Here is a 26413-nt window from a genome sequence, read left to right as displayed (position 1 = left end):
CGACTCAGACCGCCGTGGCGAGGATCCGGACCACGCGGTCGAGCAGGAAGACCTCGGTGCCGGCCAGACCGACCGAGCAGAAGACCGAGATCTGGTCCGCGCCGGTGCGGCCGGGTGCCGTGCCGGCCAGCACCGCGCCCAGGTCGCGCAACCGGGAGGCGTACGGCGGCAGCGCGGCGAGCATCGGCGGGGCGTACGACCGCGCCTGGGCCACCGAGTCGCTGGCCAGCACGGTGGCGGCGTCGAGCAGGTCGGTGCCGAACTCCGCGCGGTCCAGCTGCTTGAAGCCGACCGCGTTGACGTGTGTTCCAGGGCGCAGGTCGGCGGCGCTGAGCACCGGAGTCGGGCTGGTGGTGGCCAGCACCACCACGTCCCGGTCGCGTACCGCCTCCCGGGCGGTGTCCACGGCGCGGGCCGCGATGCCGAGTTCGGCCCGCACCCGGGCGGCGAACGCCTCCCGACGCGCGGCCGAGCGGCTGTGCACGATCACCTCGTCCAGACGGCGCACGGCGGCGCTGGCCCAGACCTGGGTCCACGCCTGCCCACCGGCGCCGATCACGCCGACGGTGGCCGCGTCCGCGCGGGCCAACGCGTCCACCGCCACCCCGCCCAGCGCGCCGGTGCGCCGCGAGCCGAGTTCCTCCCCCACGGCCACGGCCCGCACCGCGCCGGTCCGCCCGTCGTGCAGCACCACCACCTGCTCGGACTCCGGGTGCCCGAACGTGTCGTACGCCCGGTACCCGTACCACTGCCCCTCAAGGTGGCCGGCGGTGAGCACCATCCGGCCGGCGCCCAGCGACGCGGCGGCCCGAGGCGGGGCGACGAGCCGCCCGTCGTACGCGGCGAGCAGGGCCTGACGCATCGCGTCGACCGAGGTCGCCGCGTCCAGCGCGGCGGCGACCTCCGGATCGGAGATGAGCACGGTCACGCGTCCATGGTGCAGCTTGAAGCGGGCTTGAGGTCCATCCGAGGTGATCCGTCTCACCCGCACCGCCGTCGAGCGGTGCTACGGTCGGTTTCGGCGGTCAGCGTGGCCGCCCCGGACGAGTCGTGGGCGTACCCGGTCAGGCCAAGACGCCCCGGATGACGGAACCGACTCGTCCCGGCCCCGGCGGCCGGGCCACTGCCGAAGAGGTGACCTGATGGCCTGGCTCGTGCTGGTGCTCTCCGGACTGCTCGAAACGGCCTGGGCCATCGCCCTGGACCGCTCCGCCGGATTCACCCGACCTGTCGCCTCTGCGGTCTTCGCGGTCACGCTGGTGTTGAGCATGGCCGGGCTGGCGTACGCGCTGCGGGAGATTCCGGTCGGCACCGGCTACGCGGTGTGGGTCGGCATCGGCGCGGTCGGCACCGCCGTCGTCGGCATGGTGGCGCTCGGCGAACCGGCCAATCTGCCCCGCCTGCTCAGTCTGCTGCTGGTGGTGGCCGGCGTGATCGGTCTCAAGCTGTTTCACTGACCGCCTTGGATGCGTGACGAACGTCCGTAGTGGGTAGAGACCGGACGGCAGACATGAGACTCACCCCTGGAGGAAGACATGGCCACCAGCACCGTCCGCTCGACCAGCGCCGCCCGCATCTGCACCATCGTGGGTTTCGTCTGCGCGGTACTCGCGCTGCTGCTCAACCCGATCCTCTTCGGAGTCATCGGGCTGGTCCTCGGCGTCGTCGGCGCGGTGCTCGGTGACAAGCCGCTCGGCTGGTACGCCGCCGCGGCCAACGTGGTCGCCATGGTGCTGAGCATGCTGGTCCTCAGCGCACTCTGACCCCGGCTCCTCGACGGCCCGCCGCACTCAGCGGCGGGCCGTCGCCATCGCCTGTCCCACCCGCACGACGGCCCGTTGCGTCCCTCGTCCGCACGTGGCGGCTCCACCCCCCGTGGAGCGACCGAGCACGGATACGCACAGCTACCTGCCCGCCGGACACACAATCCGTAGCGTCAGCCGCGCACCCCACCCTTACCGCTCCGCTCCTTTGCTCTGCGTCAACCCACGCAATAGCTCGTGAGCTGGGGTGACGAAACGGCCAGAGGGTTGCCGGGCCGGCGGGCTGCTCGCCGGCCTCCTGCCGGCCGATGCCCAGCTGACCGTCACCGAAGCGCAGCGAGACGTACGCGGGTTCCCCGGTCTCCGGGAAGCGGTACTCGACCCGGCCGCCCAGCAGCCCCTCGTAGAAGCGCAGTGCGGCGTCCAGGTCGGCGGCCGTGATGATCGGGAACAGCTCGTCGGCCAGTCCCGTCGGCTCAGCCATCGCCACCGCGCAGACCCTCCAGCACCTCCTCCAGCTCATCCGGCTTGACCAGCACGTCACGCGCCTTGGAGCCCTCCGACGGGCCGACCACGCCCCGGGTCTCCATCAGGTCCATCAGCCGGCCCGCCTTCGCGAAGCCGACCCGCAACTTGCGTTGCAGCATCGAGGTCGAGCCGAACTGCGAGGTGACCACCAGTTCGACCGCCTGCACCAGCAGGTCGAGGTCATCGCCGATGTCCTCGTCGATCTTCTTCTTGCTGTCCTGCGCGGGGGTCAGCACGTCCGGGCGGAACTCCGGCTCCCGCTGGTCCTTGCAGAACTTGACCACATCGTTGATCTCGCGCTCGGTGACCCAGGCACCCTGGATCCGCACCGGCTTCGAGGCGCCCATCGGCAGGAACAGCCCGTCGCCCCGGCCGAGCAGCTTCTCCGCGCCCGGCTGGTCGAGGATGACCCGGGAGTCGGCCAGCGACGAGGTGGCGAACGCCAGCCGGGACGGCACGTTGGCCTTGATCAGGCCGGTCACCACGTCGACCGAGGGCCGTTGGGTGGCGAGCACCAGGTGGATGCCGGCGGCCCGGGCGAGCTGGGTGATCCGCACGATCGAGTCCTCGACGTCGCGGGGAGCGACCATCATCAGGTCGGCCAACTCGTCCACGATCACCAGCAGGTACGGGTACGGGCGCATCTCGCGCTCGCTGCCCGGCGGTGCCTTGATCTCGCCGTTGCGGACCTTCCGGTTGAAGTCGTCGATGTGCCGGACCCCGTTCGCGGCGAGGTCGTCGTAGCGCATGTCCATCTCACGGACGACCCACTCCAGCGAGTCGGCCGCCTTCTTGGCGTTGGTCACGATCGGGGTGACCAGGTGCGGGATGCCCTCGTAGCCGGTCATCTCGACCCGCTTCGGGTCGATCAGCAGCAGCCGCACCTCGTCCGGCGTCGCCCGGGTCAGAATGGACATGAGCAGCGAGTTGAGGCAGCTCGACTTGCCGGCGCCGGTGGCTCCCGCGATCAGGATGTGCGGCATCTTGGCCAGGTTGGCCACCACGTAGCCACCCTCGATGTCCTTGCCGAGGGCGACCACCATCGGATGGTGGTCGCTGGTGGCGGCGCGCGAACGCAGCACGTCACCCAGCGCCACGTTCTCCGGGTCGGTGTTCGGGATCTCCACACCCACCGCGCTCTTGCCCGGGATCGGGCTCAGGATACGTACGTCGGGCGACTTCACCGCGTACGCGATGTTGCGGGAGAGCTGGGTGATCCGCTCGACCTTCACCCCGTGGCCCAGCTCGACCTCGTAGCGGGTCACCGTGGGCCCCCGGGTGAAGCCGGTGACCGCCGCGTCGACGTCGAACTGGTCGAAGACGCCGGTGAGCGCGGCGATCACCTCGTCGTTGGCCTTGCTGCGGGTCTTCGGGGCGGCCCCGCTGCCGAGCATGTTCGACGGGGGCAGCGTGTAGTCGCCGGCCAGACCGGTAAGCGCGAGCTGCTCGGCCCGGGTCGGCGCGGGCGAGTGCTCCGGCGGCTCGGCGGGCTTGCGGCTGGCCGGCACCCGCGACGGTGCCTTGCGCGGCAGGACCATGGTCTCCTGCAGGTCCGCGCCGTCCAGGTCGTCGAACTCGTCCGGGTCGACCGGCGGGGGCACCCGCTTGGTGGGGCGCCGCCGGCTCGGCGTCGCGGCGGCCTCCGCCGGCTCCGCCTCGTCCTGCCCGATCACTCCGCCGGCCAGCAGACCGAGCCGCTCGGGAATCTTGTTGATCGGAGTCGCGGTGACCACCAGCAACCCGAACACCAGCAACAGGACCAGCAGCGGCACCGCCACCCAGGCGGTGACCGCCCGCTCCAGCACGCTGCCCACGCCCGCGCCGATCAGGCCACCGGCGAAGTCCCGCTCCCCCGGGCCGGCCGGCTGCTGGCCGATGTGCAGCAGGGCCGCGGTGGAGACCAGCATGGAACCCCAACCGACCAGCCCGCGCCCCCGGTGCTCGGGATCGCCGGGCTGCCGCATCAGCCGCCACGCACCGATGCCCAGCAGGACCGGCACCACGATGGAGATCGCCCCGAGGAAGAGCCGCACGGTGTCGGCCAGTCGGGCACCGACCGGGCCGGCCGCGGAGAACCAGATGGCACCCGCACCGAGCAGGGCGAGACCGATGAGCAGCAGGCCGGCGCCGTCGCGGCGGTGCTCCGGGTCGAGGTCGCGGGCCGAGGCGGCCTGCCGGCCGGCGGCGCGGACCACCCAGCCGACCCCGTGGGCCAGGCCCATCCACAGTGCCTGGACGGCCCGACCGACGTACGCCGCAGGGCCCGGACCCCTCGTCGAGGTGCGGCGGCGCGCCGGCGTACGGGTGGTCTTCTTGGCCGGCTGCCGGGCACGGCTGTTCGTGCCGCCACGCGGCGACGCGCCGCGCCGCCGACTCGCCTGAGGGGTACGGCCCGCCATAGCATCACCGTAACGGCGGGCCGGGTGATTGGCCGGTCATCCTGGTCGCTCCGCGTGTCGCAGCGCGGTCCCCGCCGCCTGCCGTGATATTCGCCTCGCGAGGGAGTGTCCGATGGGGTCGCCGGAATTCGAGGACCGTGCCGGCGACCCGTTGGCGGGTCATCCGTCGACGCTGCGGCCGTTGACGCGGGATCTCGTCGCCGCCGTGCTGACCCACCGCGGTCACACCGTGGCCGCCGACGCCGACGGCGCGCTCGTGGGCCGGTGGGCACAGGGGCACATCTGGTTCCTCCGCGCCGGAGACGCCGGGGAGCTGCTCCAGGTACGCACGGTCGCCGCCCACGCCTTCTCCGTCGAGGACGTGCCGTGGCTGCACGACTTCTGCAACACCTGGAACCGCGACCGGTTCTGGCCGAAGGCGTTCGTGCACGTCGACGACGCCGGTCGGGCCCGGGTCTGCGGCGAGGCCATCACGGACCTGGAACGCGGCGTCACGCCGCACCAGCTGGACCGGCTGCTCGACACGGGAATCTCGGCCGGCTGCCGGCTGGCCGCCGAGGTCGCCCGGCTGGCGGGGACGGAGCACCCGTGACGGGGCCGGTCCCCGGCGCCCGCCGGAGCCGCGGCCGGACGCGAGCCACCGCCGCGCCGACCGACGGCGTACACGCCGATCAGCGAATCGCCGACGCCCTCGCCGACTCCCGCGACATGCCCGACGGCGAACTGCGCGTCGCCGAGTTGGCCCGGGTCGCCGCCCTCGCCGAGGCGGCCGGTGATCGGCACACGGCGTTGGACGCCTGGTGCGAGCTGGTCGAGACGCACCTGCGCGGCGGCGAGCGGTGGCGGCTGTTCGAGCCCGTGCAACGGTGCCTGCGCGCGGCGGAGACGGACGACGACACGCTGCGCCGCTACCGGAGGTACGCCGTCGAGTCGCTGCTCGGCACCCCTCGCATCGGCCTGGACCAGGCGTACGGCCTGCTGGAAGGGCTCGCCAGCGCGGGTGGCGAGGCGAACCCGGCGCTGGTGGCGCAGCTGAGGTGCCGGATCGCCGACCACGTGGGCGACGAGCCCGCCGCCCGCCGCTGGCTGGCCCGGTGGCGGGCCGGGGCATCCGATGCGGCCGCCGGTTGCCCCGACTGCCTGCCGGTGCGACAGGCGGAACTGCTGGCCGGCTGGGGCGACTGGACGACGGCGCTCGACGTGCTCGATCCGCTGCTCGACGCGCCGGCCGGCTGCACCGCCCAGCCCGAGGCGGCCCTGACCGCGGCGCTGCTGCCCTGGCTACGGGCCGGCCGCACGGAGCAGGCGGCCCACGCGCACGTGCGGGCGTACCGGCGACACCGGAGGGAGCCCGACGGATTCGGTCACCTCGCCACCCACCTGCGCTTCTGTGCACTCGGTGGGTACCTCGACCGCGGGATGGAGATCGTCGTCGAGCAGCTGCCCCGACTGAACGAACCACACGAGGACCTGTCCGTGATGGAGTTCGCCGCGGCGGCCGCGCTGGTCTGCGGCCTGGCGGGCGAGGCGGACGCCGGCCGGACGGTACACCGGCCGGCGTACGGTGGGCGACCGGCCGTCGAGGTCACGGCGACTCGGCTCGGCGCCGAACTGCTCGCCGTCGCGACCACGCTGGCCGGCAGCTTCGACGCCCGCAACGGCACCGGGCACCAGTCCGGTCGGATGGCGGCCTGGCTGGCCGAGCGGCCACTCGCCCCGGCGGTACCGCTGCCCGCCGAGAAGGAGTTCGAGTCCGACGACGAGTTCGGGCCGGACGAACCCGACGGCCGGCCGGCGCCGCTCGGTCCTACCGCCGGAATGGCCGTGGACGAGATCGGCGCGTTGACCGTGTCCATGATCACCGAAGCGCTGGACCGGCGGGGTGACGACTACACCGTCGACCCCGCCGGCACGGTGCTGGGACGCTGGGGCGACGCGGTGATCCACTTCCGGCGGGCCGGGGCGCGCCAGGACATCCTGCACACCCGGGTGGTGGCCGGGCGTCGGCTGGCGGCCACCCGGCGCACCGAGGCGTACGCCTTCTGCAACGCCTGGAACCGGGACCGGCTGCTGCCCAAGGCGTACGCGCACGATCCGGGCGACGGTGAACTGGTGCTGGCCGGCGAGGTGACCACCGACCTGGCGTACGGCGTCGCCCCGGATCAGGTCGCGGTGCTCGTCGACGCGGCGATCCGCACCGGCGTGGCGTACGCGGCGGCGGTCACCGCCCTGCCCTGATCCGCCCGGTCGGGCGCGCAACCGCACCCGACCGGGATCGGCTGATCAGCGCCGGCTGCTCAGGGCGCGGAAGTTCTGCGTGGTGAGCAGGGTCAGGTTGTTGCGCTGGAGGATCTCGTTGACCGGCTGGTAGAAGGTGGTGCCGCCGCGGACGCAGTCGCCGGAGCCGCCGGAGGTAACCCCCTGCGCCTGGTTGCCCGAGATCCACGAGCCGCCGGAGTCACCGGGTTCGGCGCAGACGTTGGTCCGCACCAGGCCACCCACCAGCCCTTCCGGATAGCGGACGGTGGCGTTACGGGCCTGCACCGTGCCGCACCGCACGCCCGTGGTGGAGCCGGAGCGGCAGATCGACGAGCCCACCGGCACCTCCTGCGAACCGGCCACCCGGGCCACCCCGCCGCGGAAGTCGGTCACCTCCGGCAGCACCCTGGTGTTGTTGTTGACCTGCACGAAGGCCCAGTCGTCACCGGGGAACGACGAGGCCCGGAAGACGCCCTGCGGCGCCCGGTCGGCACCGGTGGTGCGGGCACCGACCCGCCCGCAGTGGCCAGCGGTGACGAAGCCGCCGACCACCGCGAAGCCGACCGAGCAACGGCCGCTACCGATGAAGTAGGGCTCGCCGCCGCGTACGTCGGCGAAGAGCCGCGGCTGCTCCTCGGTGGCCATCCGCACCGCGGTTCGCGGCACGCCGGCGCGGGCCACGAAACGCCACCCGGCGGCCTCGGCGCCCGGCTCGGCGAGCACCACCACGCTGTTCGAGGCGACGTCGACGTACCAGCCGGAGACCTGCTGGGCCCGGGCGGCGGTACGGTCCATCCGGCTCTTGAGGGTGTCGAGCTGGCCGACCCCACGCTCGACCACCTTCGGGACCGCACCGGCGGCCCGGACCCGCTGCGCCTGGGCCGCGTCGGCGACCGCCACGTTGAGTTCACTGCCGTCGGCGCTGAGCCAGCTCCCGCCGTAGGTCGCGCCGAGGTCCGTCCGGAGCTGGTCGACCACCGCGGCGGCCCAACGTTCCGTCTTCAGTCGGGCAGCCACCTGCGAGTCGTTCAGCCGCAGGTCCCGACGCATCGCCTCGACCACGTCCGGATCGGCGCCCGCCTCCGCCCCGCTGGTCGGTACGCCGACCGGCGCGCCACCGTCACCGGCGAACGACGGCAGGGCGACTGCCGCCGCCGCGCCCACGGCCGCCACCACGACACCGATGGCTGTCAATCGTCTGCGGTCCATCCGCCACGCTCCTCCCGGCCGGCGCGATCACGCCTGCCGGTTCGGAGTACGGGCAAACCGCTCGAACGGTTGAACTCGCACGCGACAAACCGATCTACTGACGCCGATGGGCCACCACCCGCCGGGTGTGGTGGCCCACCGGAGTCGGTCCGGTACGTCCGGTGTTCAGACCTCGACCACGGTAGGAACGATCATCGGGCGACGACGGTAGGCGTCGTTGACCCAGCGACCCACGGTGCGCCGGACGATCTGCTGAAGCTGGTGCGGGTCGGTGATCCCGTCCGCGGCGGCCCGGTTGAGCGCCTCGGTCACCAGCGGGATCACCGCGTTGAACGCCGCCGGGTCCTCGGAGAATCCCTTGGCCGAGACGGTCGGGCCGGCGACCACCTTGCCGGTGACCGAGTCCACCACGACGGTGGCGGCGATGAAGCCACCGTCACCGAGGATGCGTCGCTCGGTCAGCAGTGACTCGCTGACGTCGCCGACGGCCAGGCCGTCGACGTAGACGTACCGGCTCTTGACGCGGCCCACCAGGCTGGCCCGCCCCTCCACCAGGTCGACCACGTCGCCGTCCTCGCAGAGCACCACCCGGTCCGCCGCCACGCCGGACTCGATGCCCAGCCGGGCATGGGCCCGCAGGTGCCGCCACTCGCCGTGCACCGGCATCAGGTTGCTGGGCCGAACCACGTTGAGCAGGTAGAGCAGTTCCCCGGCCGGGGCGTGCCCGGAGACGTGCACCTTCGCCACGTCCTTGTGCACCACCACCGCACCGGCGCGGGCCAGCCGGTTGATCACCCGGTAGACGGAGGTCTCGTTTCCCGGCACCAGCGACGAGGCGAGCACCACCGTGTCGCCGGGCGCGATGGTGATGTGCCGGTGGTCGCCGCTGGCCATCCGGCCCAGGGCGCTCATCGGCTCACCCTGCGAACCGGTGGACATCAGCACGATCTGCTCGGGCGGCATCGAAGTCGCCTCGTCGAGACCGACGACCAGGCCGGGCGGGATGTTCAGCAGGCCGAGATCCCGGGCGATGCCCATGTTGCGGACCATCGACCGGCCGATCAGGGCGACCTTGCGACCGTGCTCGACGGCCGAGTCGAAGACCTGCTGCACCCGGTGCACGTGGGAGGCGAACGAGGCCACGATGATCCGGCCCCGGGCCTTGGCGAAGATCGCGTCGAGGACCGGGCCGATCTCCCGCTCGGGCGTGACGAAGCCCGGGATCTCCGCGTTCGTCGAGTCCGACAGCAGCAGGTCCACGCCCTCCGCGCCGAGCCGGGCGAAGCCGGCCAGGTCGGTGATGCGACCGTCCAGCGGCAGCTGGTCCATCTTGAAGTCGCCGGTGTGCAGCACCAGCCCGGCCGGGGTCCGGATGGCCACCGCGAGCGCGTCGGGGATCGAGTGGTTCACGGCGAAGAACTCGCACTCGAACGGACCCAGCCGCTCCCGACCGCCCTCCCGCACCGTGAGCGTGTACGGCTGGATGCGCCGCTCGGCCAGCTTCGCCTCCACCAGCGCGAGGGTGAACTGCGAGCCGACCAGCGGGATGTCGGGCTTGTGCGCGAGCAGGTAGGGCACCGCACCGATGTGATCCTCGTGGCCGTGCGTCAGCACGATCGCCTGGATGTCGCCGAGCCGATCGAGGATCGGTCCGAAGTCCGGCAGGATCAGGTCGACACCCGGCTGTTCCACGTCCGGGAAGAGCACGCCGCAGTCGACGACCAGCAGCTTGCCGTCGTACTCGAAGACGGTCATGTTCCGGCCGATGGCGCCGAGCCCGCCGAGCGGAATGATCCGCAGTCCGCCCTCCGGCAGCGGCGGTGGAAGTTGGGCCTCCTCGTTGTGCGCCTCGGTCACGCGTTCACCTCATTCTGCGACGCCGTCACCCGACGTCCGTCGTATCGTTTGATCATTCAGGGAGCGGCAGGCCCGCCGCCGCGCAGTCAGCGCGCAGCTGGGCGATCTCGCCGTCGGTGGCGTCCACCAACGGTGGTCGGACCGGCCCGCCCGGCAGGCCCTGCACCGTCAGGCCGGCCTTGACCAGGATCACGCCCTGGGTACGGAAGATCCCGGTGAACAGCGGTAGCAGGCGGCGGTGCAGCGCCAGTGCGGTTCCCGTGTCCCCCGTGTCGAACGCCTCGATCATCCGCTTGGTCTCGGCGCCCGTGAAGTGCGTGGAGGTGCCCACCACGCCGACGCAGCCGACGGCCAGGGCGGGCAGGGTGAGCGAGTCCTCGCCGCTGTAGTACGCCAGCTCCGCCCGGCTGGTCACCCAGCTCGTCGCCGTCAGGTCGCCCTTGGCGTCCTTGACCGCGACGATCCGACCGTGCTCGGCGAGCTGGACCAGGGTCTCGATCTCGATCGCCACACCGGAGCGGTGCGGGATGTCGTAGAGCATCACCGGCAGGCCGGTGGCGTCGGCCACCGCCGTGAAGTGGCGTAGCAGACCGGTCTGCGGCGGCTTGTTGTAGTACGGCGTGACCACCAGCAGCCCGTGCGCGCCGGCCTTCTCCGCCGAGGTCGCCAGCTCGATGGTGTGCCGGGTGTCGTTGGTGCCGACCCCGGCCACCACCCGGGCCCGGTCGCCGACGGCCTCCACCACGGCCCGGATCAGGCGTTCCTTCTCGGCGTCGGTGGTGGTCGGCGACTCACCGGTGGTGCCGTTGACCACCAACGCGTCGTTGCCCTGCTCGGTGACCAGATGATCCGCCAGCCGCGCCGCGCCGTCGAGGTCGAGCGCCCCGTCGGCGGTGAACGGGGTCACCATGGCCGTGAGCACCCGACCGAACGGACGGGAGACCGTTCGGACCGGACCGTCGAGGTGGTCGTGCGTCATGGTGACAACCTATCGGACGGCCGACGGCCGGCCACCGGGGAAGGGCTCACCACCCCCGGGCGGGCGGTTCCCCGCCGGGTCAGGACGCCTGGGCGTGCGGGCTCTGCGCCACTTCCGTGCCGTCGGGCAGCGTGGAGATGGTGAAGTCCGCGAAGACGTTCGGCGCGACCCGCTGCAACTGTCGCAGGCACTCCACCGCCAGCTCACGGATCTCCACGTCGGCGTGCTCGGTGGCGCGCATGCCGATGAAGTGCCGCCAGGCCCGGTAGTTGCCGGTCACCACGATGCGGGTCTCGGTGGCGTTCGGCAGCACCGCGCGGGCCGCCTGGCGGGCCTGCTTGCGTCGCAGGGTCGGGTTCGTCACGTCGGCGAAGCGGCGCTCCAGCCCCTCCAGCAGATCGTTGTACGCCCGCACACTGGCCTCGGCCGCCTCCACGAAGCGCTTGTGCAGCTCCGGGTCCTCGGCGATCACCGTCGGCTCCACCATCGCGGCGTCCCGCTCCGGCACGTACCGCTGGGACAACTGGGAGTACGAGAAGTGCCGGTGCCGGATCAGCTCATGGGTGAACGAGCGGGACACGCCGGTGAAGTAGAAGCTCACCGAGCCGTGCTCCAGCACCGAGAGGTGCCCGACCTCCAGAATGTGCGCCAGGTAGCCGGCGTTGGTGGCCGTCGCCGGGTTCGGCTTCTTCCAGCTCTGGTAGCAGGCCCGTCCGGCGAACTCCGCGAGCGCCTGCCCTCCGTCGGCGTCGGTCGACCACGGCACGTCCTCCGGCGGGTCGAACTGGGTCCACGCGATCAACCTGACCTGGGGCTGCACCATCTCCGGCATTCCTGGGACTGTAGTCGAGACCCACCGACGACCAGAAAACGCCGGTCCGGGCCGCTACACGTAGAGGGCGGTGAAGGGAACCCAGGGCAGGTTACGGACCACCGAGAAGGCGAGCCAGGCGGCGAGGAAGCCGCCGACCAGCTTCGGACCGATGCGCAGCTCGGGCAGCCGCCAACCGAACGCCTGCCGACCGGCCCAGGCGACGAAGAGGTACGCCAGGAAGGGCAGCGCGAAGACGAAGAGGAAGTGGTGCCGGGCGGCGGCCGGCAGGTCGGCGTGCAGCACGTACCAGAGGGCACGGGTGCCGCCGCACCCCGGGCAGTCCAACCCGGTGGTCAGCTTGAGCAGGCAGGTCGGCAGCGCGTCGGGCGCGGACCGGGTGGGATCGCTGAGCAGCGTGTACCCGATGCCGGCGGCGACACAGCCGACGGCGGCCAACGGCACCACCCAGCGCGGCGTGCGGGCGTGCGCCCGTTGCACGAACCGGGTGAGCCGGTCGGACTCGACCACCGGATAACCGGCGGGGTAGCCGGCCGGCCAGTCGCCCTGCGGCGCCGCATTCACCGGCCCACCGGACGGGTTACCGGCGTCCGGGCCACCATGGGCGTGCTCGCCGTGCAGGTCGGGCTGCGGCTGGGCGTCCGGTCGGTCAACGCTCGTCACGGACCTCACCGTACACCGGCCACGCCCACCAGCGCGGCGGCCAGCGGCGCCGCGAGGTCACCGGCGGCCGGCGGGGCCACCGCGTCCAGGCCGAGCCAGCCGGCCAGCCGGTACAACTCGGCGGCGAGGGCGACCGCCGTCTCTCCCGGGTCCACGCCCGGCTCCATCCAGGCGGCCGGCACCAGCAGCACGCCGGATCTGCGGTCCGCCTTCAGGTCGACCCGGGCGGTGAAGCGGTCACCCTGGCGGAACGGCAGCACGTAGTAGCCGTGCACCCGCTGCGGCGCGGGCACGTAGATCTCGATGCGGTAGCTGAAGCCGAACAGGCGCTCGGTGCGGGCGCGTTCCCAGACCAGCGGGTCGAAGGGGCTCACCAGGCCGTTGCCGCGTACCCAGCGGGGTAGCCGGGCCTCGGCGTGCAACCAGGCCGGCTGCCGCCACCCCTGCACCGTGACCGGTCGCAGCTCCCCCGCCTCGACCAGGTCGGCGATGGCCTGCCGCGCACCGGCCACCGGCAGCCGGAAATAGTCGCGCAGCTCCGGCTCCGCGGCCACCCCGAGTGACCGGGCAGCGATCCCCACCAGGGTGCGGTACGCCTGTGCGTCGGACGGCGTCGGCGCGTCCAGCACCGCCGCCGGCAGCACCCGTTCCGGCAGGTCGTAGCGGCGGGCGAAGGAACCGGTGCGCTGTGCCGCACACACCTCGCCGGCCCAGAAGAGATACTCCAGGGCCTGCTTCACCGCCGACCAGTTCCACCCCCAGTTCCCGGTCTGGCGGGGCGCGTCGTGCTCGATCTCGGCCACGGTCAGCGGCCCCCGGGCGGCCACCTCGTCGCGCACCCAGGCGACCAGGGCGGGCTGCTCGGCGGCGATGCGGCGCATCCCGCCCCAGGCGTCGGTGTGCGCCCTCGCCATCCGCCAGCGCAGCGCCGGATGCAGGACGACCGGCACCAACGACGCCTCGTGCCCCCAGTACTCGAACAACTCGCGGGGGCGGCGGTAGGCGGCAGCGTCGAGCAGGGTGGTCGGATAGGGCCCGAGCCGGCTGTAGAGCGGCAGGTAGTGCGCCCGTTGCAGGACGTTCACCGAATCCATCTGGATCAACCCGATCCGGTCGAGCACCCGACGCAGGTGCCGGCGGGTGGGCGCCCCGGTGGGCGCCGGATCGGCGAAGCCCTGTGCGGCCAACGCGACGCGGCGGGCCTGGGCGAGCGAGAGCGATTCCGGTGCGGCCATCGCAAGGCAGGCTACGGCAGACGTACGACATCGGTGCGGACACTGGACCTGCCCGCCCCGGCGTCCTAGAACTACGTGCATGCCCAGCATTCGCCGTGAGCAGCCCGACGACGCCGAGGCGGTGGCCCGGGTGCACGTGCGCGGCTGGCAGGCCGGCTACGCCGGGATCATGCCGGACGAGGTGCTCGACCGGCTCAACCCGATCGCCTGGGCGCAGCGCCGGCGGACCCTCGGCACCGCCGATCCGGACCACCCGTTCACCACCCTGCTGGCCGAGGAGCACGGCACGCTCGTCGGCTTCGCCACCTTCGGGCCGTACCGCAACAACCAGGATCGCGGCGACCTCGACCCGACGTACGGCGAGGTGGTGAGCCTCTACGTCACGCCCGAGAACTGGGGTGACGGCACCGCGCGGGCCCTGTTCGCGGCGGCCCGGTCGGGTCTGCGCGAGTCCGGCTGGGCGGAGTACCGGCTCTGGGTGCTGGCGGCCAACGACCGGGCCCGCCGGTTCTACGCGCGGGCCGGGTTGTCACCGGACGGTGAGCGGACGACCTATCCGGTGCCGTTGTCCGGCGGCCGACCGGCGATCGAGCTTGTCGAACTGCGCTACAGCGGCCGGCTCGACGGTGGCTGAGGCCGACGGCGACCGGGGCGCGACCCGGCGTACCGGCAGGAAGGCCAGCAGCGCGAGGCTGATCCAGACGTAGGTGTTGCCGAACAGGAAACCGTCGAGGCCGGTGAAGTCCTCCTCCCACGCCCAGACGATCCGGCTGGTCAGGAACGCGTACCCGACGGCCGCGCAGGCCAGCAGGACCCGGCGTCGGCCGCCCGGCGGGGCGGCCGTGCCCCGGTCCACCAGCAGCAGCAGGCCCGGCAACAGCCAGACCAGGTGATGCACCCAGGTGACCGGGCTGACCAGGCACATCACCGCGCCGGTCAGGGCCAGCCCGGTGGCCTCGTCACCCACGGACGCCGCGACCCGGGACCGCCACGCCCAGAGCACCAGCGTCCCGGCGACCAGCAGCAGCCAGGCCAGCGTGCTGGGACTCTCCGGGTCGAGCCGGGCCACCACGCCGCGCAGCGACTGGTTGGAGACGAAGGCCAGCTCACCGACCCGTCCGGTGTTCCACAGCGCGCTGGTCCAGAACTCCCGGGAGGCGTCCGGGAACAGCGCGGCGGCCAGCAGGGTCGCGGCGGTCGCGGTGCCCGACGCGGTCACTGCGGCGCGCCACCGTCGGGTGACCAGCAGGTAGACGATGAAGATGCCCGGCGTGAGTTTGATCGCGGTGGCCAGGCCGATGCCGACCCCGGCCCATCTGTTGCCGCCCGGCAGCAGCCGGAGCAGATCCACCGCCACCAGGAAGAGCAGCAGCGTGTTGACCTGGCCGAAGTTGATCGTCTCGCGCATCGGTTCGAAGGCGGCGACCAGGCACAGCGCCACCGCGAAGGCGAACCAGCGGGTCCAACCGGCGCGGCGGGACACCGGATCCAGCAGCCACCAGATCAGCACCGCGCTGGTCAGCGCCCCGGCGGCCACGCTGACCACGATCGCGGCGTGCCAGGACAGGTACGCCATCGGCAGCATCACCAGGGCGGCGAACGGTGGGTACGTGAAGCCGTACTGGGTGCCGGGCTTGAGGTAGTCGTAGATCTCGCCGCCGTCGTGCACCCACCAGACCAGGGCACCCCGGTAGACCTGCAGGTCGAAGAAGCCGTGCCGGACGGCCGCCACGGACAGGAACCCGGCCACCGCGACGGCGAGGACGACGACCGCGGCGACCTGTCCCGCCGTCCGCCTGGCACCCTGCGCCACCGTCGCCTCCCTCGCCCTGCGTAGGCTGTCGTGCCATGAGTCTCGGGTACGTCCGCCCGGCGCGTCCGGAGGACGCCGCCGAGATCGCCCGCATCCAGCTCGCCACCTGGCGGGTCGCCTACCGGCGGCTGCTGCCCCGGGACGTGCTGGACGGCCTCGACGAGGTGTCGATGGCCGAGCGCTGGGACGACGCGGTGCGCCAGCCGCCCGGCGACACCCACCGGGTGCTGGTCGCCGTCGAACAGGCCGAGCAATCGTATCTGGTGGGTTTCGCCGCCTCCGGCCCGGCCGACGCCGAGGCGCTGGCCCCGAACGAACCGGCCGACGCGCTCGGCGCGGACGTGGTGGCGGTGACCGACCTGCTGGTCGAGCCGCGCTGGGGCCGGCGCGGGCACGGCTCCCGGCTGCTCGCCGCCAGCGTCGACCTGTGGCGGGAGTCCGGCTTCGACCGGGCGGTGGCGTGGGTGTTCGAGGGCGACCAGGCGTCCCGGAAGTTCCTCACCACCGCCGGCTGGGAGCCCGACGGCGCGGGACGCGCGCTGGACGTCGACGACATGCTGGTCCCCCAGCTACGCCTGCACGTCGCCGTCCCCACCGAACGGCCCCAGGTCGGCTGACCGACCCGTCTGGCCCGCCTCGGCCGCGCTCAGTCGAGCAGGGCGTCCAGGCCGAGGGTCAGGCCCGGACGGTTCCGCACCGCGCGTACCGCGAGCAGCACGCCCGGCATGAACGAGACCCGGTCGTACGAGTCGTGCCGGATGGTCAGGGTCTCGCCGGTGGCGCCGAAGAGCACCTCCTGGTGGGCGACCAGTCCGGTGGCCCGCACGGCGTGCACCCGGACCCCGTCCACGTCGGCACCCCGGGCACCGGCGATCTCGTCCTTGGTGGCGTCCGGTGCCGGACCGAGGCCGGCCTCGGCGCGGGCCGCCGCGACCAGGCGGGCGGTGTGCATGGCGGTGCCGCTGGGCGCGTCGAGCTTGCGCGGATGGTGCTGCTCGATGATCTCGACCGACTCGAAGTAGCGGGCGGCACGCGCGGCGAACTGCATCATCAGCACCGCGCCGAGACCGAAGTTGGGGGCGATCACCACGCCCACGTCGGGCCGGCCGGCCAGCCAGCCGCGTACCTTCTCGATCCGCTGCTCGGTGAAGCCGCTGGTGCCGACCACCGCGTGGATCCCCTGGTCGATGCACCAGTGCAGGTTGTCCAGCACCACGTCGGGAGTGGTGAAGTCGACGAGCACCTCCGCGCCGGCATCCGCGGCGTCGGCCAACCAGTCGTCCTGGTCGACCGTCGCGACCAGTGTCATGTCGGCGGCCGCCTCGACGGCCCGGCACACCTCGGCACCCATCCGGCCACCGGCGCCCAGCACGCCGACCCTGATCGACTCGGGGGCGGTCTTCTCCTGCTCGTCAGTCACGCGGCACAACCTATCCCAATCGGGACGCGGACACCCCGAGGGTGGTGCCCACCCGTACGGCCGGACAGGTCAGGCGCTGAAGTCCCGGCCGGCGAACGGGCCGACGACGGCGAGGGACATCGGCCGGTCCAGCAGCTCCGCGGCGAGAGCGTTGACGTCGTCGAGGGTGACCGCGTCGACCCGGTCGAGCAACTCGTTGACCGGCACCAGGTCCCCGTAGAGCAGTTCGCCCTTGGCCAGTCGGCTCATCCGGGAGCCGGTGTCCTCCAGGCCGAGCACGAACGAGCCCTTGCTCATCCCCTTGCCCCGCGCCAGCTCCGCCTCGGTGACGCCGTGCCCGGCGGTACGCGCCAACTCGGCCCGGGTCAGCTCCAGCACCTCGTCGACCCGGCTCGGGGCGCAGCCGGCGTAGACGCCGAACAGGCCGCTGTCGGCGTACTGGCTGGCGTAGGAGTAGACGGAGTAGGCGAGGCCACGGCGCTCCCGGATCTCCTGGAAGAGCCGGCTGGACATGCCGCCGCCGAGCACGTTGTTCAGCACCCCGAGGGCGAAGCGGCGTTCGTCGAGCCGGTCGATGCCCGGGCAGCCCAGCACGATGTGCGCCTGCTCGGTCTCCTTCGCCTCCACCACCGTGGCGGCGGCCCGGGTGCGTACGGCGGGGGTGGCCGGTCGCTGCGGCGCGGGCGCCGCCGGGTCGGTGTCCAGTGGGGTGCCCCGCAGCGCCTGGCGGACCAGCCGCACCACGGCGGTGTGGTCGAGGTTGCCGGCGGCGGCGATGACGATCTGCGGTGCGACGTAGCGCCGCCGGTAGAAGCTCTGGATCTGCCGGCGGGTCATCGGGGTGACCGTGTCGGCGGTGCCGGAGATCAGCCGGCCCAGCGGGTGGTCACCGTAGACGGCCTGGGCGAACAGGTCGTGCACCTCGTCGCCGGGCTCGTCGTCGTGCATGGCGATCTCTTCGAGGATCACACCGCGTTCGGTCTCCACGTCGGCCGGCTCCAGCACCGAGTCGGCGACCAGGTCGCACATGACGTCGATGGCCAGGGGCAGGTCCTCGTCCAGCACCCGGGCGTAGTAGCAGGTGTACTCCTTCGTGGTGAAGGCGTTGGTCTCGCCGCCCACGGCCTCGATGGCCGAGGAGATCTCCATGGCGTTCCGCTTGTGGGTGCCCTTGAACAGCAGGTGTTCCAGGAAGTGGGCGGCACCGGCCTGCGCACCGGTCTCGTCCCGCGAGCCGACCGCCACCCAGATGCCGAACGAGACGCTGCGCATGGCCGGGATCGCCTCGGTCAACACCCGCAGCCCGTTGGGCAGCACCGTGCGGCGCACCGTGCCGCCCAGCGGATCGTCGCTCAGGGTCCGGGTCACCGCCCGGGTCGACCCACCGACCGCCCGAGCGGTAGGGGTGGCCTGCCGGCCGGCGCGCGGCGTCGACCCCGGTCGGGTCCCGAGGAAAGACGAATGCCGGGTCCGGCTCACGGCCACCTGCTTCCAGTACGACGATGGGATGGATGAGTTGACGAACGAACCGGCCGGGCGACGGTGTCGCCCGGCCGGTCAGCGGTTCACGGATCAGCTGTGCCGGGTACGGCGTCGGGGACGGTTGTCGCCGCCACCCTCGCCACCTTCGCCACGCTCGGGGCCACGACCGCCCCGGTCGCCACCGCGCTCGCGGTCGCCCCGGTCACGCGGACCCCGGTCGCCACCCCGGTCCCGGCCGGCGGGCCGCTCCTCGCCGGCTGCGGCGGCCGGCGCCTCGGCGCCCTCCGGGCGGACCTTGTCCAGGTAGATCTTGCCGCGCTGGTCGATGTCGGCGATCTCGACCTCGACCCGGTCACCGACGTTGAGGAAGTCCTCGACCTTCTCGACCCGCTTGCCGTCGCCCACCTTGGAGATGTGCAGCAGGCCGTCGCGACCCGGCAGCAGCGAGACGAACGCACCGAACGGAGCGGTCTTCACCACCGTGCCGAGGAAGCGGTCGCCGACCTTGGGCAGGGTCGGGTTGGCGATCGCGTTGATCCGCTCGACCGCGGCCTGTGCCGACGGACCGTTGGTCGCGCCGACGTAGATGGTGCCGTCGTCCTCGATGGAGATCTCGGCGCCGGTCTCGTCCTGGATGGCGTTGATGGTCTGACCCTTCGGGCCGATCACCATGCCGATCTTGTCGACCGGGATCTTGACCGTGGTCACCCGCGGCGCGTAGTCGGACATCTCGGCCGGCGCCTCGATCGCCCGCTGCATCACGTCGAGGATGGTCTGCCGCGCCTCGTGGGCCTGCTGCAGGGCGGCGGCCAGCACGTCGGACGGGATGCCGTCGAGCTTGGTGTCGAGCTGCAACGCGGTGACGAAGTCGCGGGTACCGGCGACCTTGAAGTCCATGTCGCCGAAGGCGTCCTCGGCACCGAGGATGTCAGTCAGCGTGACGTACTGGGTCTTGCCGTCGACCTCGTCGGAGATGAGGCCCATCGCGATGCCGGCGACCGGCGCCTTCAGCGGCACACCGGCGCTGAGCAGGCCCAGCGTCGAGGCGCAGACCGAGCCCATCGAGGTGGAGCCGTTGGAGCCGAGGGCCTCGGAGACCTGTCGGATCGCGTACGGGAACTCCTCCCGCGAGGGCAGCACCGGGATCAGCGCCCGCTCCGCCAGCGCGCCGTGCCCGATCTCGCGGCGCTTCGGCGAGCCGACCCGACCGGTCTCACCGGTGGAGTACGGCGGGAAGTTGTAGTTGTGCATGTAGCGCTTGGACTTCTCCGGGGAGAGGGTGTCCAGCGCCTGCTCCATGCGCAGCATGTTGAGCGTGGTGACGCCGAGGATCTGGGTCTCGCCGCGCTCGAACAGCGCCGAGCCGTGCACCCGGGGCAGCACGCCCACCTCGGCGTTCAGCGGACGGATGTCGCGCGGGCCCCGGCCGTCGATGCGGACCTGCTCGCGCAGCACCCGGCTGCGCACCTCGGACTTGGTCAGCGACCGGAACGCGGCGGAGAGTTCCTTCTCCCGGCCCTCGAAACGGGCGCCGAGTTCCTCGTGCACCCGCACCTTGATCGCGTCCAGGGCCTCCTCGCGGTCGGCCTTGCCGGCGATCTGCAGGGCCTCGGCGACGTCGGCACGGGCCAGTTCGGCGACCGCGTCGTACGCGTCGTCCTGGTAATCCAGGAAGACCGGGTACTCGGCGACCGGCTTGGCGGCGACCTCGGCCAGCTCGCTCTGCGCCCGGCACAGCTCGCGGATGGCGGGCTTGGCGGCCTCCAGACCGCTGGCCACGACCTCCTCGGTCGGTGCGGGTGCCCCGCCGGCGACCAGCTTCACGGTGTGCTCGGTGGCCTCCGCCTCGACCATCATGATCGCGACGTCGCCGTCGGGCAGGGCCCGGCCGGCAACCACCATGTCGAAGGTCGCCCGGGCCAGTTCCTCGTGGGTCGGGAAGGCGACCCACTGGCCATCCACGTGGGCCATCCGGGTGGCCCCGATCGGGCCGGAGAACGGCAGGCCGGACAGCTTGGTCGACATCGACGCGGCGTTGATCGCGACCACGTCGTACGGGTGCTGCGGGTCGAGCGCGAGGATCGTCTCGACGACCTGGACCTCGTTGCGCAGGCCCTTGACGAACGACGGGCGCAGCGGCCGGTCGATCAGGCGGCAGGTGAGGATGGCGTCCTCGCTGGGCCGGCCCTCGCGACGGAAGAACGAGCCGGGGATGCGGCCCGCGGCGTACATCCGCTCCTCCACGTCGACGGTCAGCGGGAAGAAGTCGAACTGCTCCTTCGGCTGCTTTCCGGCGGTGGTGGCGGACAGCACGACGGTCTCGCCGAGCTGGGCCGTGACGGACCCGGCGGCCTGTCGGGCCAGCCGGCCGGTGGAGAAGGTGATCTCACGGGTGCCGAACGACCCGTTGTCGATCACGGCGGTGCGGGTTTCGGTGCCGAGTTTGGTCTCGGTCATGCTCTGTCAATGCTCCTTCGCATCGGGGGCCACGACGCGGGAGCTGTGCGGACGGCCGGTCTTCGATCGAAGCGCCCGGGACCGCCGGCGGGATGCCGGGGTGCCCGGAGGCCACTACCGGAGACCGGTACGCCGACGCTCCCTTGTCTGGGTGGTCGTGGCCCGTTTCTCGGTTGGGACGCCGACGGGGGAGTGACCTGGTGGGCCACTCCCCCGTCACGTCACCGGCGCAGGCCGAGCCGCTCGATGAGCGACCGGTAGCGGTTGATGTCCTTCTTCTGAACGTAGTTGAGCAACCGACGGCGACGGCCGACCAGCAGCAGCAGCCCACGGCGGCTGTGGTGGTCGTGCTTGTGCACCTTCAGGTGCTCGGTGAGGTCGGCGATCCGCTTGGTGAGGACCGCGACCTGCACCTCGGGCGACCCGGTGTCACCCTCGGCGGTCGCGTACTCCTCGCGGATCTTGGCCTTTGCCTGCTGGTCGAGCGCCATGTTCTCCCTGTTCTGGTGGGTTGTCTCAATGCGGTCCGTCGGGCCGGGCTACGGCACCGGTGACGGACGGTCCTCGCACCCGCGGCGTCGAGCAGGCAGGCGAGGCCCCACGTCGGTCAGCCGACGTCCCAGCCAGCCTACCAGCACCCGCCCGGGCCGGCCGGTCAAGGGCCACGGGCGGGTCGGTGACCGGTCAGCCCAGCACCCGGCGGGTTCGCTCGACGTCCTGGGCGATCTGGGCGATCAACGGCTCGATCGCGTCGAAGCGGGTCTGGCCGCGCAGGTGCGCCACGAAATCCAGTGCCAGCCGCTCGCCGTAGAGGTCGCCGTCGAAGTCCAGCGCGTACGCCTCGACCCGGCGCTCCCGGCCGGAGAACGTCGGGTTGGTGCCGATCGACACGGCGGCGGCGAGCGGCTGCCGCTGCCCTCGACGGATCATCCGGGCGGCGTAGACGCCGTCGGCCGGGACCGCCGCGTGTCGGTGGCAGAGCAGGTTCGCGGTCGGGAAGCCGAGTTCCCGCCCCCGCTGATCACCACGGACGACCACGCCCTCCAGCCGGTGCGGGCGACCCAGCGCCGCCGCCGCCGCGGTCACGTCACCCGCGTCGACGCAGGAGCGGATGTAGGTCGAGGAGAAGACCGTGCCCGACTCGGCCACCAGCGGAGCCGCCTCGACGGCGAACCCGAAGGTGCGGCCGAGCCGCTCCAGCAGTGCCACGTCACCGGCGGCCCGGTGACCGAACCGGAAGTTGTCGCCCACCACCACGAGCGCGGCGTGCAGGTGCTCGACAAGCACGTCGTGCACGAACGCCTCGGCCGACAACCGGGACACCTCGGGCGTGAACGGCATCACACAGAGCACATCGGCCCCGAGGGTCTCGATCAGCTCCGCCTTGCGGTGCGGCTCGGTCAGCACCGCCGGGTGGGAGCCGGGTCGCACGACCTCGGCCGGATGCGGGTCGAAGGTGAGCACCACCGACTTGACGCCGAGTTCCCGGGCGCGGGCCACGGCGTGCCCGATGGTCGCCTGGTGCCCCTTGTGCACGCCGTCGAAGACGCCGATGGTGACGACCGACCGTCCCCAGCCACCGGGCGCCGCGTCGTACCCCCGCCACCGCTGCATGCTGCTCCTCCGCTGTCGTTCACCGCCGGCCGCCGTCGGTCGGCCGTCCGGTACCCGGCGTCAGGCCGGGGCGAGCACGATTTCCGCGCGGGCCCGGCCGGCCCGCTCGCTGACGATAGCGATCAGTCCACCGGCCGGGTCGAACACGGCGTACGGCCCGGTACGGCCGACCGGGTCGAGCGGGCCGCCGTGCGACAGCACCTTCGCCTCCTCCTCGGTGGCGTCCCGGCGCGGGAAGAACCGTTCGGCGGCGGCCGCGAGCGGCAGGTCCACCACGTCCGGCGCGCGGTGCTCCAGCTCGTCGAGGGTGGCCGCCTCCGCCACGGTGAACCCGCCCACGGCGGTCCGGCGCAGGGCGGTCAGGTGGCCGCCGACGGCGAGGGCCAGACCCGCGTCGCGGGCGATCGCCCGGATGTACGTCCCGGTCGAACAGGCCACGTCGATGTCGACGTCGACCACGTCGGGCGAGGCCCGGCGGATCGCCAGCACGTCGAGCCGGGACACGGTGACCCGCCGGGCCGGCAGGTCGACACTCTCCCCCGCACGGACCCGCTTGTACGCGCGCTGACCGTTGATCTTGATGGCGCTCACCGCGCTCGGCACCTGGTCGATCTCCCCGGTCAACCCGGCCAGGGCGCCCCGGACCGCCTCGTCGGTGAGTGTCCCGGCGGGCGTGGTGGCGATCACGTCGCCCTCCGCGTCATCGGTGACGGTGGCCTGGCCCAGCCGGATGGTCGCCGCGTAGCTCTTGTCCGCACCGATCACGTACGTCAACAGCCTGGTGGCCCGGCCGACCCCGATCACCAGGACGCCGGTGGCCATCGGATCGAGCGTGCCACCGTGGCCGACCCGCCGGGTCCGAGCCAACCGACGCAACCGGGCGACCACGTCGTGCGAGGTCATACCGCCGGGCTTGTCCACCACGATCAGGCCGTCTGTGCTCACGACGTGCAAGCCTGCCAGACCCGTTCGCCCGGCCGGGCACCGGACAGGCTGCCGAAAACGGGATGTTCGCGCCGGGACCTCCCTGCCACGATGGGCCCATCGGCGGCGGTGAGTGCCGCGCCGGCAGACACGGGGAGAACGAGATGAGCACGGAGCACGGTCCCGATCGCACGCGCCGGCCCGACGATTCGGTCGGCCTGCGTACGCCCGACCAGCCCAGCGCGCTGCCGGACTGGATGCTGAATCCGCCACCGGCGAGGCGCACGCTGGGCGTCCGACTCGCCGAGGGCGTGACCGCGCTGCCCGGCGCCAAGGCCCTGCGCCGGCGCTGGTGGGCCTGGCAGCGACGACAACCCCTGCGTCAGCGATACCCCAACACCATGAAGATCATCGCTTTGCTCGTCTCCTTCGTGGCGAGCCTGGCCCTGGTGCTCGTCCTCTACGCGCTGTACGGCCAGGTCTTGTCAGCCGGGTAGCCGCTCCTCGCCGATGACCGCCCAGGCACCACCGCCTAGCCGCAGCAGCAGCCCGATCAGGCGGATCACGGTGAACAGCATCAGCCCGGCCCAGATGCCACCGAGCCCGAGATCCAGGGCGTACGCCAGCCAGATCGCCGGCAGGAAGCCGCCGAGCGCACCGGCCACGGTGAGGTTGCGCAGATAGCGGATGTCACCCGCGCCGATCAGCACTCCGTCGAGGGCGAACACCACCCCGGCCAGTGGCAGCATCGCGGCGAACCAGGGCCAGGCCACCAGCGCCTGCTCGTGGACCGCGCGATCGGAGGTGAACCAGGTGGGCACCACGGTGGCACCGGCCGCGGCTAGCACGGCGAACCCCGTACCGCAGATCGCGCCCAGCCGGCCGATCCGGCGGGCCAGCGCCCGGGCCGTCGCGTCGTCACCGCCGCCGAGCGCCGCACCGACAAGCGCCTGCGCGGCGATCGCCAGCGCGTCGAGCACCAGCGCCGCGAAGAACCAGAGCTGGACGGCGATCTGGTGGGCCCCCACCGTGGCGGCGCCGAACCGAGCGGCCACCGCGGTGGCGGACAGGAAACTGGCCTGGAAGGCCACCCCACGGATCAACAGGTCCCGGCTGAGCAGGAGTTGCTGGCCGATGACCCGGGGACGCGGGCGCAGCGCCACCCGCTCGGCCACCAGGGCGGCGGCGAAGAGTGCCCCGGAGAGGGTCTGCGCGATGACGTTCGCCACCGCCGAGCCGATCAGCCCCAGGCCCACCGGATAGACCAGCACCGGGCAGAGCACCGCGGAGAGCAGGTTGGGGCCGACCACGAAGAGCAGCGGCCGGCGGGTGTCCTGCACACCCCGCAGCCAGCCGTTGCCGGCGGCGGCGAGCAGCAGCCCGGGAGCGCCGAACGCGGCGATGCGCAGCCACTCAGCGGCGGCGAGCGCCACCTCACCACCGCCGGCCAGGGCGCCCGCCAGGGCACCGCCGCCGACTTGCATGCCGACGACGACCACCAGCCCGGCACCAAGGGCCGACCAGGACGCCTGAACCCCCTCGGCCACCGCCGCGGCGCGGTCGCCGGCACCGTACCGGCGGGCCGCACGGCCGGTCGTGCCGTACGCGACCACGGTTCCCAGCCAGGCGGTGAGGGTCATCACGGTGCCACCGACGGCCACCGCCGCGAGCGGCACCCGGCCCAGATGGCCGACGACCGCGGTGTCGACGAGCACGTAGAGCGGCTCGGCGGCGAGTACCACGAGGGCGGGCAGGGCGAGCGCGGCGATTCGGCGCGGCGACGCGACCCGATCGGCGGCAAGGGTGGACTGGCTCATCGGCGCCGATGGTGGCACGCGGAATGTAAGGGGAGCAAACTGGGGCGCTACTTACCGGGGTGAACGTTCTCCCGGGTCGGTGCGATGGCGCCGTCCCCCAGCACGCCGGCGCGCGGGGATCGTTCGGACCGGTGGTGACGTCGTACGCCTCGGCGGCCGGGCGTCACCACCGGCCGGACACCGTCACTGACGGGTGTCCATGGAGGTCTGCAGGGCACGACGGGCCTGCTCGCGGGCCTCGTCAGTGGTCTCGGGCTGGGGCTTGGCGGCCATGGTGGGCTCCCTTCCGGGGCACGCGTCACCGAGCGCGGCGGCGCGTCACGGGCGGTGCGGGGACTGTCGCCCGAGACCGGTTCCGGGATCGCCGGAACGGCGGGGGGCGGCCTGTTGGCCCGGGTCGGTCAACCCTGGAGCGCGAGCGGCACCGGGTATGGCTCCGCCCCTGACCTGCGCCGAAAGCGACGCCGGCCGTTTCCCAAGTTATCGTTCAGGTCCACATGGTGCGTGCTGTTCCCGCGATCTGGACAGGTTGCCGCGCCGTCAACGGGCCAGGAAGTGCCAGCCGATCCACCACCAGAAGCCGAAAAGACCGATCCGGCCCACCGGCACCGGCCCCACCTCGTAGCGCATGACGTACCCGCAGAGCTCGCCGAGCGTCGGGATCTTCGACCCCTCCCGCCGGGCCAGCCACTCGACCAGCCCGAACAGTGCCAGCCCGACCAGGAACCCGCCGATCGCCAGTGCCCGCATCATCGCCGCACCAGCCCCCAGAACGCCGACAGCCAGACCAACCAGGCCGCGGACCGGACCAGACGGTCCTCCAACAGCGGGTCGGCCAGCAGGGAGAAGGTGGGAAAGTCGTCACCGGCCGCCGCGACGAAGGTGACCCCCTCGAAGATCCCGAAGACCACCACCGGCAACGTCCACCAGACCGCACCGGACCGCAACCGTTCCGGCGCCGGACGAGCCTGCACCCGCTTGGTCAGGCCGAGCCAGATCAGCACCCCGCCAGCACCGAACACATAGACGTTGGCCTCGGTCGAGAAGGACGGGAAGCGGCCACCCACCAGGGAGAGGGCGACAAGCACCGGTACGCAGACGACCGGCCGCTCCCAGGTGCGAGGGGTGTCGACGGTGAGGTCGTGGGGCTGCTCCATCATCC

26 protein-coding genes and 1 riboswitch are annotated in these 26413 nt (G+C 72.5%); of the genes, 7 read left to right on the top strand and 19 right to left on the bottom strand.

The window, feature by feature from the left end:
* Positions 1-4 precede the first annotated feature (4 nt).
* Positions 5-928 carry an ornithine cyclodeaminase family protein gene (locus V5O40_RS14365; RefSeq protein WP_332905885.1) on the bottom strand — a complete coding sequence of 308 codons (924 nt, stop codon included), beginning with the start codon at positions 926-928 and terminating at the stop codon, positions 5-7.
* Between the two features lie 89 nt (positions 929-1017).
* A riboswitch (guanidine-III (ykkC-III) riboswitch) is annotated at positions 1018-1084 on the top strand.
* A 58-nt stretch (positions 1085-1142) separates the two neighbouring features.
* On the opposite strand from V5O40_RS14365, the gene V5O40_RS14360 reads away from it, so the two are divergent.
* Positions 1143-1457: a DMT family transporter gene (locus tag V5O40_RS14360; RefSeq protein WP_332905884.1), complete on the top strand. Its 315-nt coding sequence runs from the start codon at positions 1143-1145 to the stop codon at positions 1455-1457.
* Between the two features lie 78 nt (positions 1458-1535).
* Positions 1536-1763 (top strand): hypothetical protein, encoded by a 228-nt coding sequence (locus V5O40_RS14355; RefSeq protein WP_269739313.1) that lies wholly within the window; start codon positions 1536-1538, stop codon positions 1761-1763.
* On the opposite strand, the gene V5O40_RS27945 is transcribed toward V5O40_RS14355, so the two are convergent.
* Positions 1750-2247: a VOC family protein gene (locus V5O40_RS27945; RefSeq protein ID WP_408631877.1), complete on the bottom strand. Its 498-nt coding sequence runs from the start codon at positions 2245-2247 to the stop codon at positions 1750-1752. The genes V5O40_RS14355 and V5O40_RS27945 overlap by 14 nt on opposite strands.
* Positions 2240-4690, bottom strand: coding sequence for an FtsK/SpoIIIE family DNA translocase (locus V5O40_RS14350; protein WP_332905883.1), 2451 nt, complete (start codon positions 4688-4690; stop codon positions 2240-2242). Before V5O40_RS14350 ends, V5O40_RS27945 begins: the two co-directional genes overlap by 8 nt.
* A gap of 112 nt (positions 4691-4802) precedes the next feature.
* Here V5O40_RS14350 and V5O40_RS14345 point away from each other — a divergent pair, with 112 nt between their 5' ends.
* The gene (locus V5O40_RS14345; RefSeq protein ID WP_332905882.1) at positions 4803-5282 is read left to right on the top strand and encodes a YbjN domain-containing protein; all 480 of its coding nucleotides are present in this window, start codon (positions 4803-4805) and stop codon (positions 5280-5282) included.
* A 116-nt stretch (positions 5283-5398) separates the two neighbouring features.
* Positions 5399-6928: a type III secretion system chaperone family protein gene (locus tag V5O40_RS14340; protein WP_332905900.1), complete on the top strand. Its 1530-nt coding sequence runs from the start codon at positions 5399-5401 to the stop codon at positions 6926-6928.
* Positions 6929-6973: 45 nt separating this feature from the next.
* Here V5O40_RS14340 and V5O40_RS14335 read toward each other — a convergent pair whose 3' ends face one another.
* The 6 genes from V5O40_RS14335 to V5O40_RS14310 all read right to left on the bottom strand — a co-directional run bounded on the left by V5O40_RS14335 (position 6974) and on the right by V5O40_RS14310 (position 13724).
* Entirely contained in the window at positions 6974-8158 is a 1185-nt protein-coding gene (locus V5O40_RS14335) for a S1 family peptidase (RefSeq protein WP_332905881.1), read from the bottom strand.
* A gap of 165 nt (positions 8159-8323) precedes the next feature.
* A complete protein-coding gene (locus tag V5O40_RS14330; RefSeq protein ID WP_332905880.1) occupies positions 8324-10015 on the bottom strand; it encodes a ribonuclease J in 1692 nt (563 codons plus the stop codon).
* 52 nt (positions 10016-10067) lie between these two features.
* Positions 10068-10994 carry a 4-hydroxy-tetrahydrodipicolinate synthase gene (gene dapA, locus V5O40_RS14325; protein WP_332905879.1) on the bottom strand — a complete coding sequence of 309 codons (927 nt, stop codon included), beginning with the start codon at positions 10992-10994 and terminating at the stop codon, positions 10068-10070.
* A gap of 79 nt (positions 10995-11073) precedes the next feature.
* Positions 11074-11817 carry an FAD-dependent thymidylate synthase gene (gene thyX, locus V5O40_RS14320; RefSeq protein WP_332905899.1) on the bottom strand — a complete coding sequence of 248 codons (744 nt, stop codon included), beginning with the start codon at positions 11815-11817 and terminating at the stop codon, positions 11074-11076.
* 63 nt (positions 11818-11880) lie between these two features.
* Positions 11881-12498 (bottom strand): DUF2752 domain-containing protein, encoded by a 618-nt coding sequence (locus tag V5O40_RS14315; protein WP_408631876.1) that lies wholly within the window; start codon positions 12496-12498, stop codon positions 11881-11883.
* On the bottom strand, positions 12495-13724 hold the full coding sequence (locus tag V5O40_RS14310; RefSeq protein WP_332905878.1) for a winged helix-turn-helix domain-containing protein: 1230 nt from the start codon (positions 13722-13724) through the stop codon (positions 12495-12497). The genes V5O40_RS14315 and V5O40_RS14310 overlap by 4 nt, the downstream gene beginning before the upstream one ends.
* A 79-nt stretch (positions 13725-13803) precedes the next feature.
* Here V5O40_RS14310 and V5O40_RS14305 point away from each other — a divergent pair, with 79 nt between their 5' ends.
* Positions 13804-14358, top strand: a complete 555-nt coding sequence (locus tag V5O40_RS14305) for a GNAT family N-acetyltransferase (RefSeq protein ID WP_332905877.1) — start codon at positions 13804-13806, stop codon at positions 14356-14358.
* Here V5O40_RS14305 and V5O40_RS14300 read toward each other — a convergent pair.
* The gene (locus V5O40_RS14300) at positions 14254-15537 is read right to left on the bottom strand and encodes a glycosyltransferase family 87 protein (protein WP_332905876.1); all 1284 of its coding nucleotides are present in this window, start codon (positions 15535-15537) and stop codon (positions 14254-14256) included. The two genes, V5O40_RS14305 and V5O40_RS14300, sit on opposite strands and share 105 nt — an antisense overlap.
* Positions 15538-15572: 35 nt before the next feature.
* Between V5O40_RS14300 and V5O40_RS14295 the strand changes: the two genes are divergently transcribed.
* Positions 15573-16154 (top strand): GNAT family N-acetyltransferase, encoded by a 582-nt coding sequence (locus V5O40_RS14295; protein ID WP_332905875.1) that lies wholly within the window; start codon positions 15573-15575, stop codon positions 16152-16154.
* A 29-nt stretch (positions 16155-16183) separates the two neighbouring features.
* Here the strand turns inward: V5O40_RS14295 and dapB are convergent, their stop codons facing one another.
* The 6 genes from dapB to truB form a co-directional block, all read right to left on the bottom strand.
* Positions 16184-16957, bottom strand: coding sequence for a 4-hydroxy-tetrahydrodipicolinate reductase (gene dapB, locus V5O40_RS14290; RefSeq protein WP_332905874.1), 774 nt, complete (start codon positions 16955-16957; stop codon positions 16184-16186).
* 69 nt (positions 16958-17026) lie between these two features.
* Entirely contained in the window at positions 17027-18436 is a 1410-nt protein-coding gene (locus V5O40_RS14285) for a M16 family metallopeptidase (RefSeq protein WP_408631875.1), read from the bottom strand.
* Positions 18437-18529: 93 nt separating this feature from the next.
* A complete protein-coding gene (locus V5O40_RS14280) occupies positions 18530-20896 on the bottom strand; it encodes a polyribonucleotide nucleotidyltransferase (RefSeq protein ID WP_332905872.1) in 2367 nt (788 codons plus the stop codon).
* A 221-nt stretch (positions 20897-21117) separates the two neighbouring features.
* The gene (gene rpsO / locus V5O40_RS14275; protein ID WP_013732184.1) at positions 21118-21387 is read right to left on the bottom strand and encodes a 30S ribosomal protein S15; all 270 of its coding nucleotides are present in this window, start codon (positions 21385-21387) and stop codon (positions 21118-21120) included.
* Between the two features lie 193 nt (positions 21388-21580).
* Positions 21581-22510, bottom strand: a complete 930-nt coding sequence (locus V5O40_RS14270; protein ID WP_269739326.1) for a bifunctional riboflavin kinase/FAD synthetase — start codon at positions 22508-22510, stop codon at positions 21581-21583.
* Between the two features lie 60 nt (positions 22511-22570).
* The gene (gene truB / locus V5O40_RS14265; RefSeq protein ID WP_332905871.1) at positions 22571-23455 is read right to left on the bottom strand and encodes a tRNA pseudouridine(55) synthase TruB; all 885 of its coding nucleotides are present in this window, start codon (positions 23453-23455) and stop codon (positions 22571-22573) included.
* Between the two features lie 143 nt (positions 23456-23598).
* Here truB and V5O40_RS14260 point away from each other — a divergent pair, with 143 nt between their 5' ends.
* Complete coding sequence (locus V5O40_RS14260) at positions 23599-23931, top strand: hypothetical protein (protein WP_332905870.1); 333 nt, start codon at positions 23599-23601, stop codon at positions 23929-23931.
* Here the strand turns inward: V5O40_RS14260 and V5O40_RS14255 are convergent.
* The 3 genes from V5O40_RS14255 to V5O40_RS14245 all read right to left on the bottom strand — a co-directional run bounded on the left by V5O40_RS14255 (position 23920) and on the right by V5O40_RS14245 (position 26408).
* Positions 23920-25251, bottom strand: a complete 1332-nt coding sequence (locus V5O40_RS14255; protein ID WP_332905869.1) for an MATE family efflux transporter — start codon at positions 25249-25251, stop codon at positions 23920-23922. The genes V5O40_RS14260 and V5O40_RS14255 overlap by 12 nt on opposite strands.
* Positions 25252-25791: 540 nt before the next feature.
* The gene (locus V5O40_RS14250; RefSeq protein ID WP_199172386.1) at positions 25792-26001 is read right to left on the bottom strand and encodes a DUF6186 family protein; all 210 of its coding nucleotides are present in this window, start codon (positions 25999-26001) and stop codon (positions 25792-25794) included.
* Positions 26001-26408 (bottom strand): hypothetical protein, encoded by a 408-nt coding sequence (locus V5O40_RS14245; protein WP_332905897.1) that lies wholly within the window; start codon positions 26406-26408, stop codon positions 26001-26003. Before V5O40_RS14245 ends, V5O40_RS14250 begins: the two co-directional genes overlap by 1 nt.
* Positions 26409-26413: the final 5 nt, after the last annotated feature.

This window comes from Micromonospora palythoicola (genome assembly GCF_036689795.1).
GTDB lineage: Bacteria > Actinomycetota > Actinomycetes > Mycobacteriales > Micromonosporaceae > Micromonospora > Micromonospora palythoicola.
Note: the sequence above shows the minus strand (reverse complement) of the source record. Positions and strands in the feature narration are given on the sequence as shown.

What these genes read in the sequence shown, in the direction of transcription:
- V5O40_RS14360 (WP_332905884.1), top strand. Translation starts at nt 1,143, where the DNA reads ATGGCCTGGCTCGTGCTGGTGCTCTCCGGACTGCTCGAAACGGCCTGG.
- V5O40_RS14355 (WP_269739313.1), top strand. Translation starts at nt 1,536, where the DNA reads ATGGCCACCAGCACCGTCCGCTCGACCAGCGCCGCCCGCATCTGCACC.
- V5O40_RS27945 (WP_408631877.1), bottom strand. Translation starts at nt 2,247, where the DNA reads ATGGCTGAGCCGACGGGACTGGCCGACGAGCTGTTCCCGATCATCACG.
- V5O40_RS14350 (WP_332905883.1), bottom strand. Translation starts at nt 4,690, where the DNA reads ATGGCGGGCCGTACCCCTCAGGCGAGTCGGCGGCGCGGCGCGTCGCCG.
- V5O40_RS14345 (WP_332905882.1), top strand. Translation starts at nt 4,803, where the DNA reads ATGGGGTCGCCGGAATTCGAGGACCGTGCCGGCGACCCGTTGGCGGGT.
- V5O40_RS14340 (WP_332905900.1), top strand. Translation starts at nt 5,399, where the DNA reads ATGCCCGACGGCGAACTGCGCGTCGCCGAGTTGGCCCGGGTCGCCGCC.
- V5O40_RS14335 (WP_332905881.1), bottom strand. Translation starts at nt 8,158, where the DNA reads ATGGACCGCAGACGATTGACAGCCATCGGTGTCGTGGTGGCGGCCGTG.
- dapA (WP_332905879.1), bottom strand. Translation starts at nt 10,994, where the DNA reads ATGACGCACGACCACCTCGACGGTCCGGTCCGAACGGTCTCCCGTCCG.
- thyX (WP_332905899.1), bottom strand. Translation starts at nt 11,817, where the DNA reads ATGGTGCAGCCCCAGGTCAGGTTGATCGCGTGGACCCAGTTCGACCCG.
- V5O40_RS14310 (WP_332905878.1), bottom strand. Translation starts at nt 13,724, where the DNA reads ATGGCCGCACCGGAATCGCTCTCGCTCGCCCAGGCCCGCCGCGTCGCG.
- V5O40_RS14305 (WP_332905877.1), top strand. Translation starts at nt 13,804, where the DNA reads ATGCCCAGCATTCGCCGTGAGCAGCCCGACGACGCCGAGGCGGTGGCC.
- V5O40_RS14295 (WP_332905875.1), top strand. Translation starts at nt 15,573, where the DNA reads ATGAGTCTCGGGTACGTCCGCCCGGCGCGTCCGGAGGACGCCGCCGAG.
- V5O40_RS14280 (WP_332905872.1), bottom strand. Translation starts at nt 20,896, where the DNA reads ATGACCGAGACCAAACTCGGCACCGAAACCCGCACCGCCGTGATCGAC.
- rpsO (WP_013732184.1), bottom strand. Translation starts at nt 21,387, where the DNA reads ATGGCGCTCGACCAGCAGGCAAAGGCCAAGATCCGCGAGGAGTACGCG.
- V5O40_RS14270 (WP_269739326.1), bottom strand. Translation starts at nt 22,510, where the DNA reads ATGCAGCGGTGGCGGGGGTACGACGCGGCGCCCGGTGGCTGGGGACGG.
- V5O40_RS14260 (WP_332905870.1), top strand. Translation starts at nt 23,599, where the DNA reads ATGAGCACGGAGCACGGTCCCGATCGCACGCGCCGGCCCGACGATTCG.
- V5O40_RS14255 (WP_332905869.1), bottom strand. Translation starts at nt 25,251, where the DNA reads ATGAGCCAGTCCACCCTTGCCGCCGATCGGGTCGCGTCGCCGCGCCGA.
- V5O40_RS14250 (WP_199172386.1), bottom strand. Translation starts at nt 26,001, where the DNA reads ATGCGGGCACTGGCGATCGGCGGGTTCCTGGTCGGGCTGGCACTGTTC.
- V5O40_RS14245 (WP_332905897.1), bottom strand. Translation starts at nt 26,408, where the DNA reads ATGGAGCAGCCCCACGACCTCACCGTCGACACCCCTCGCACCTGGGAG.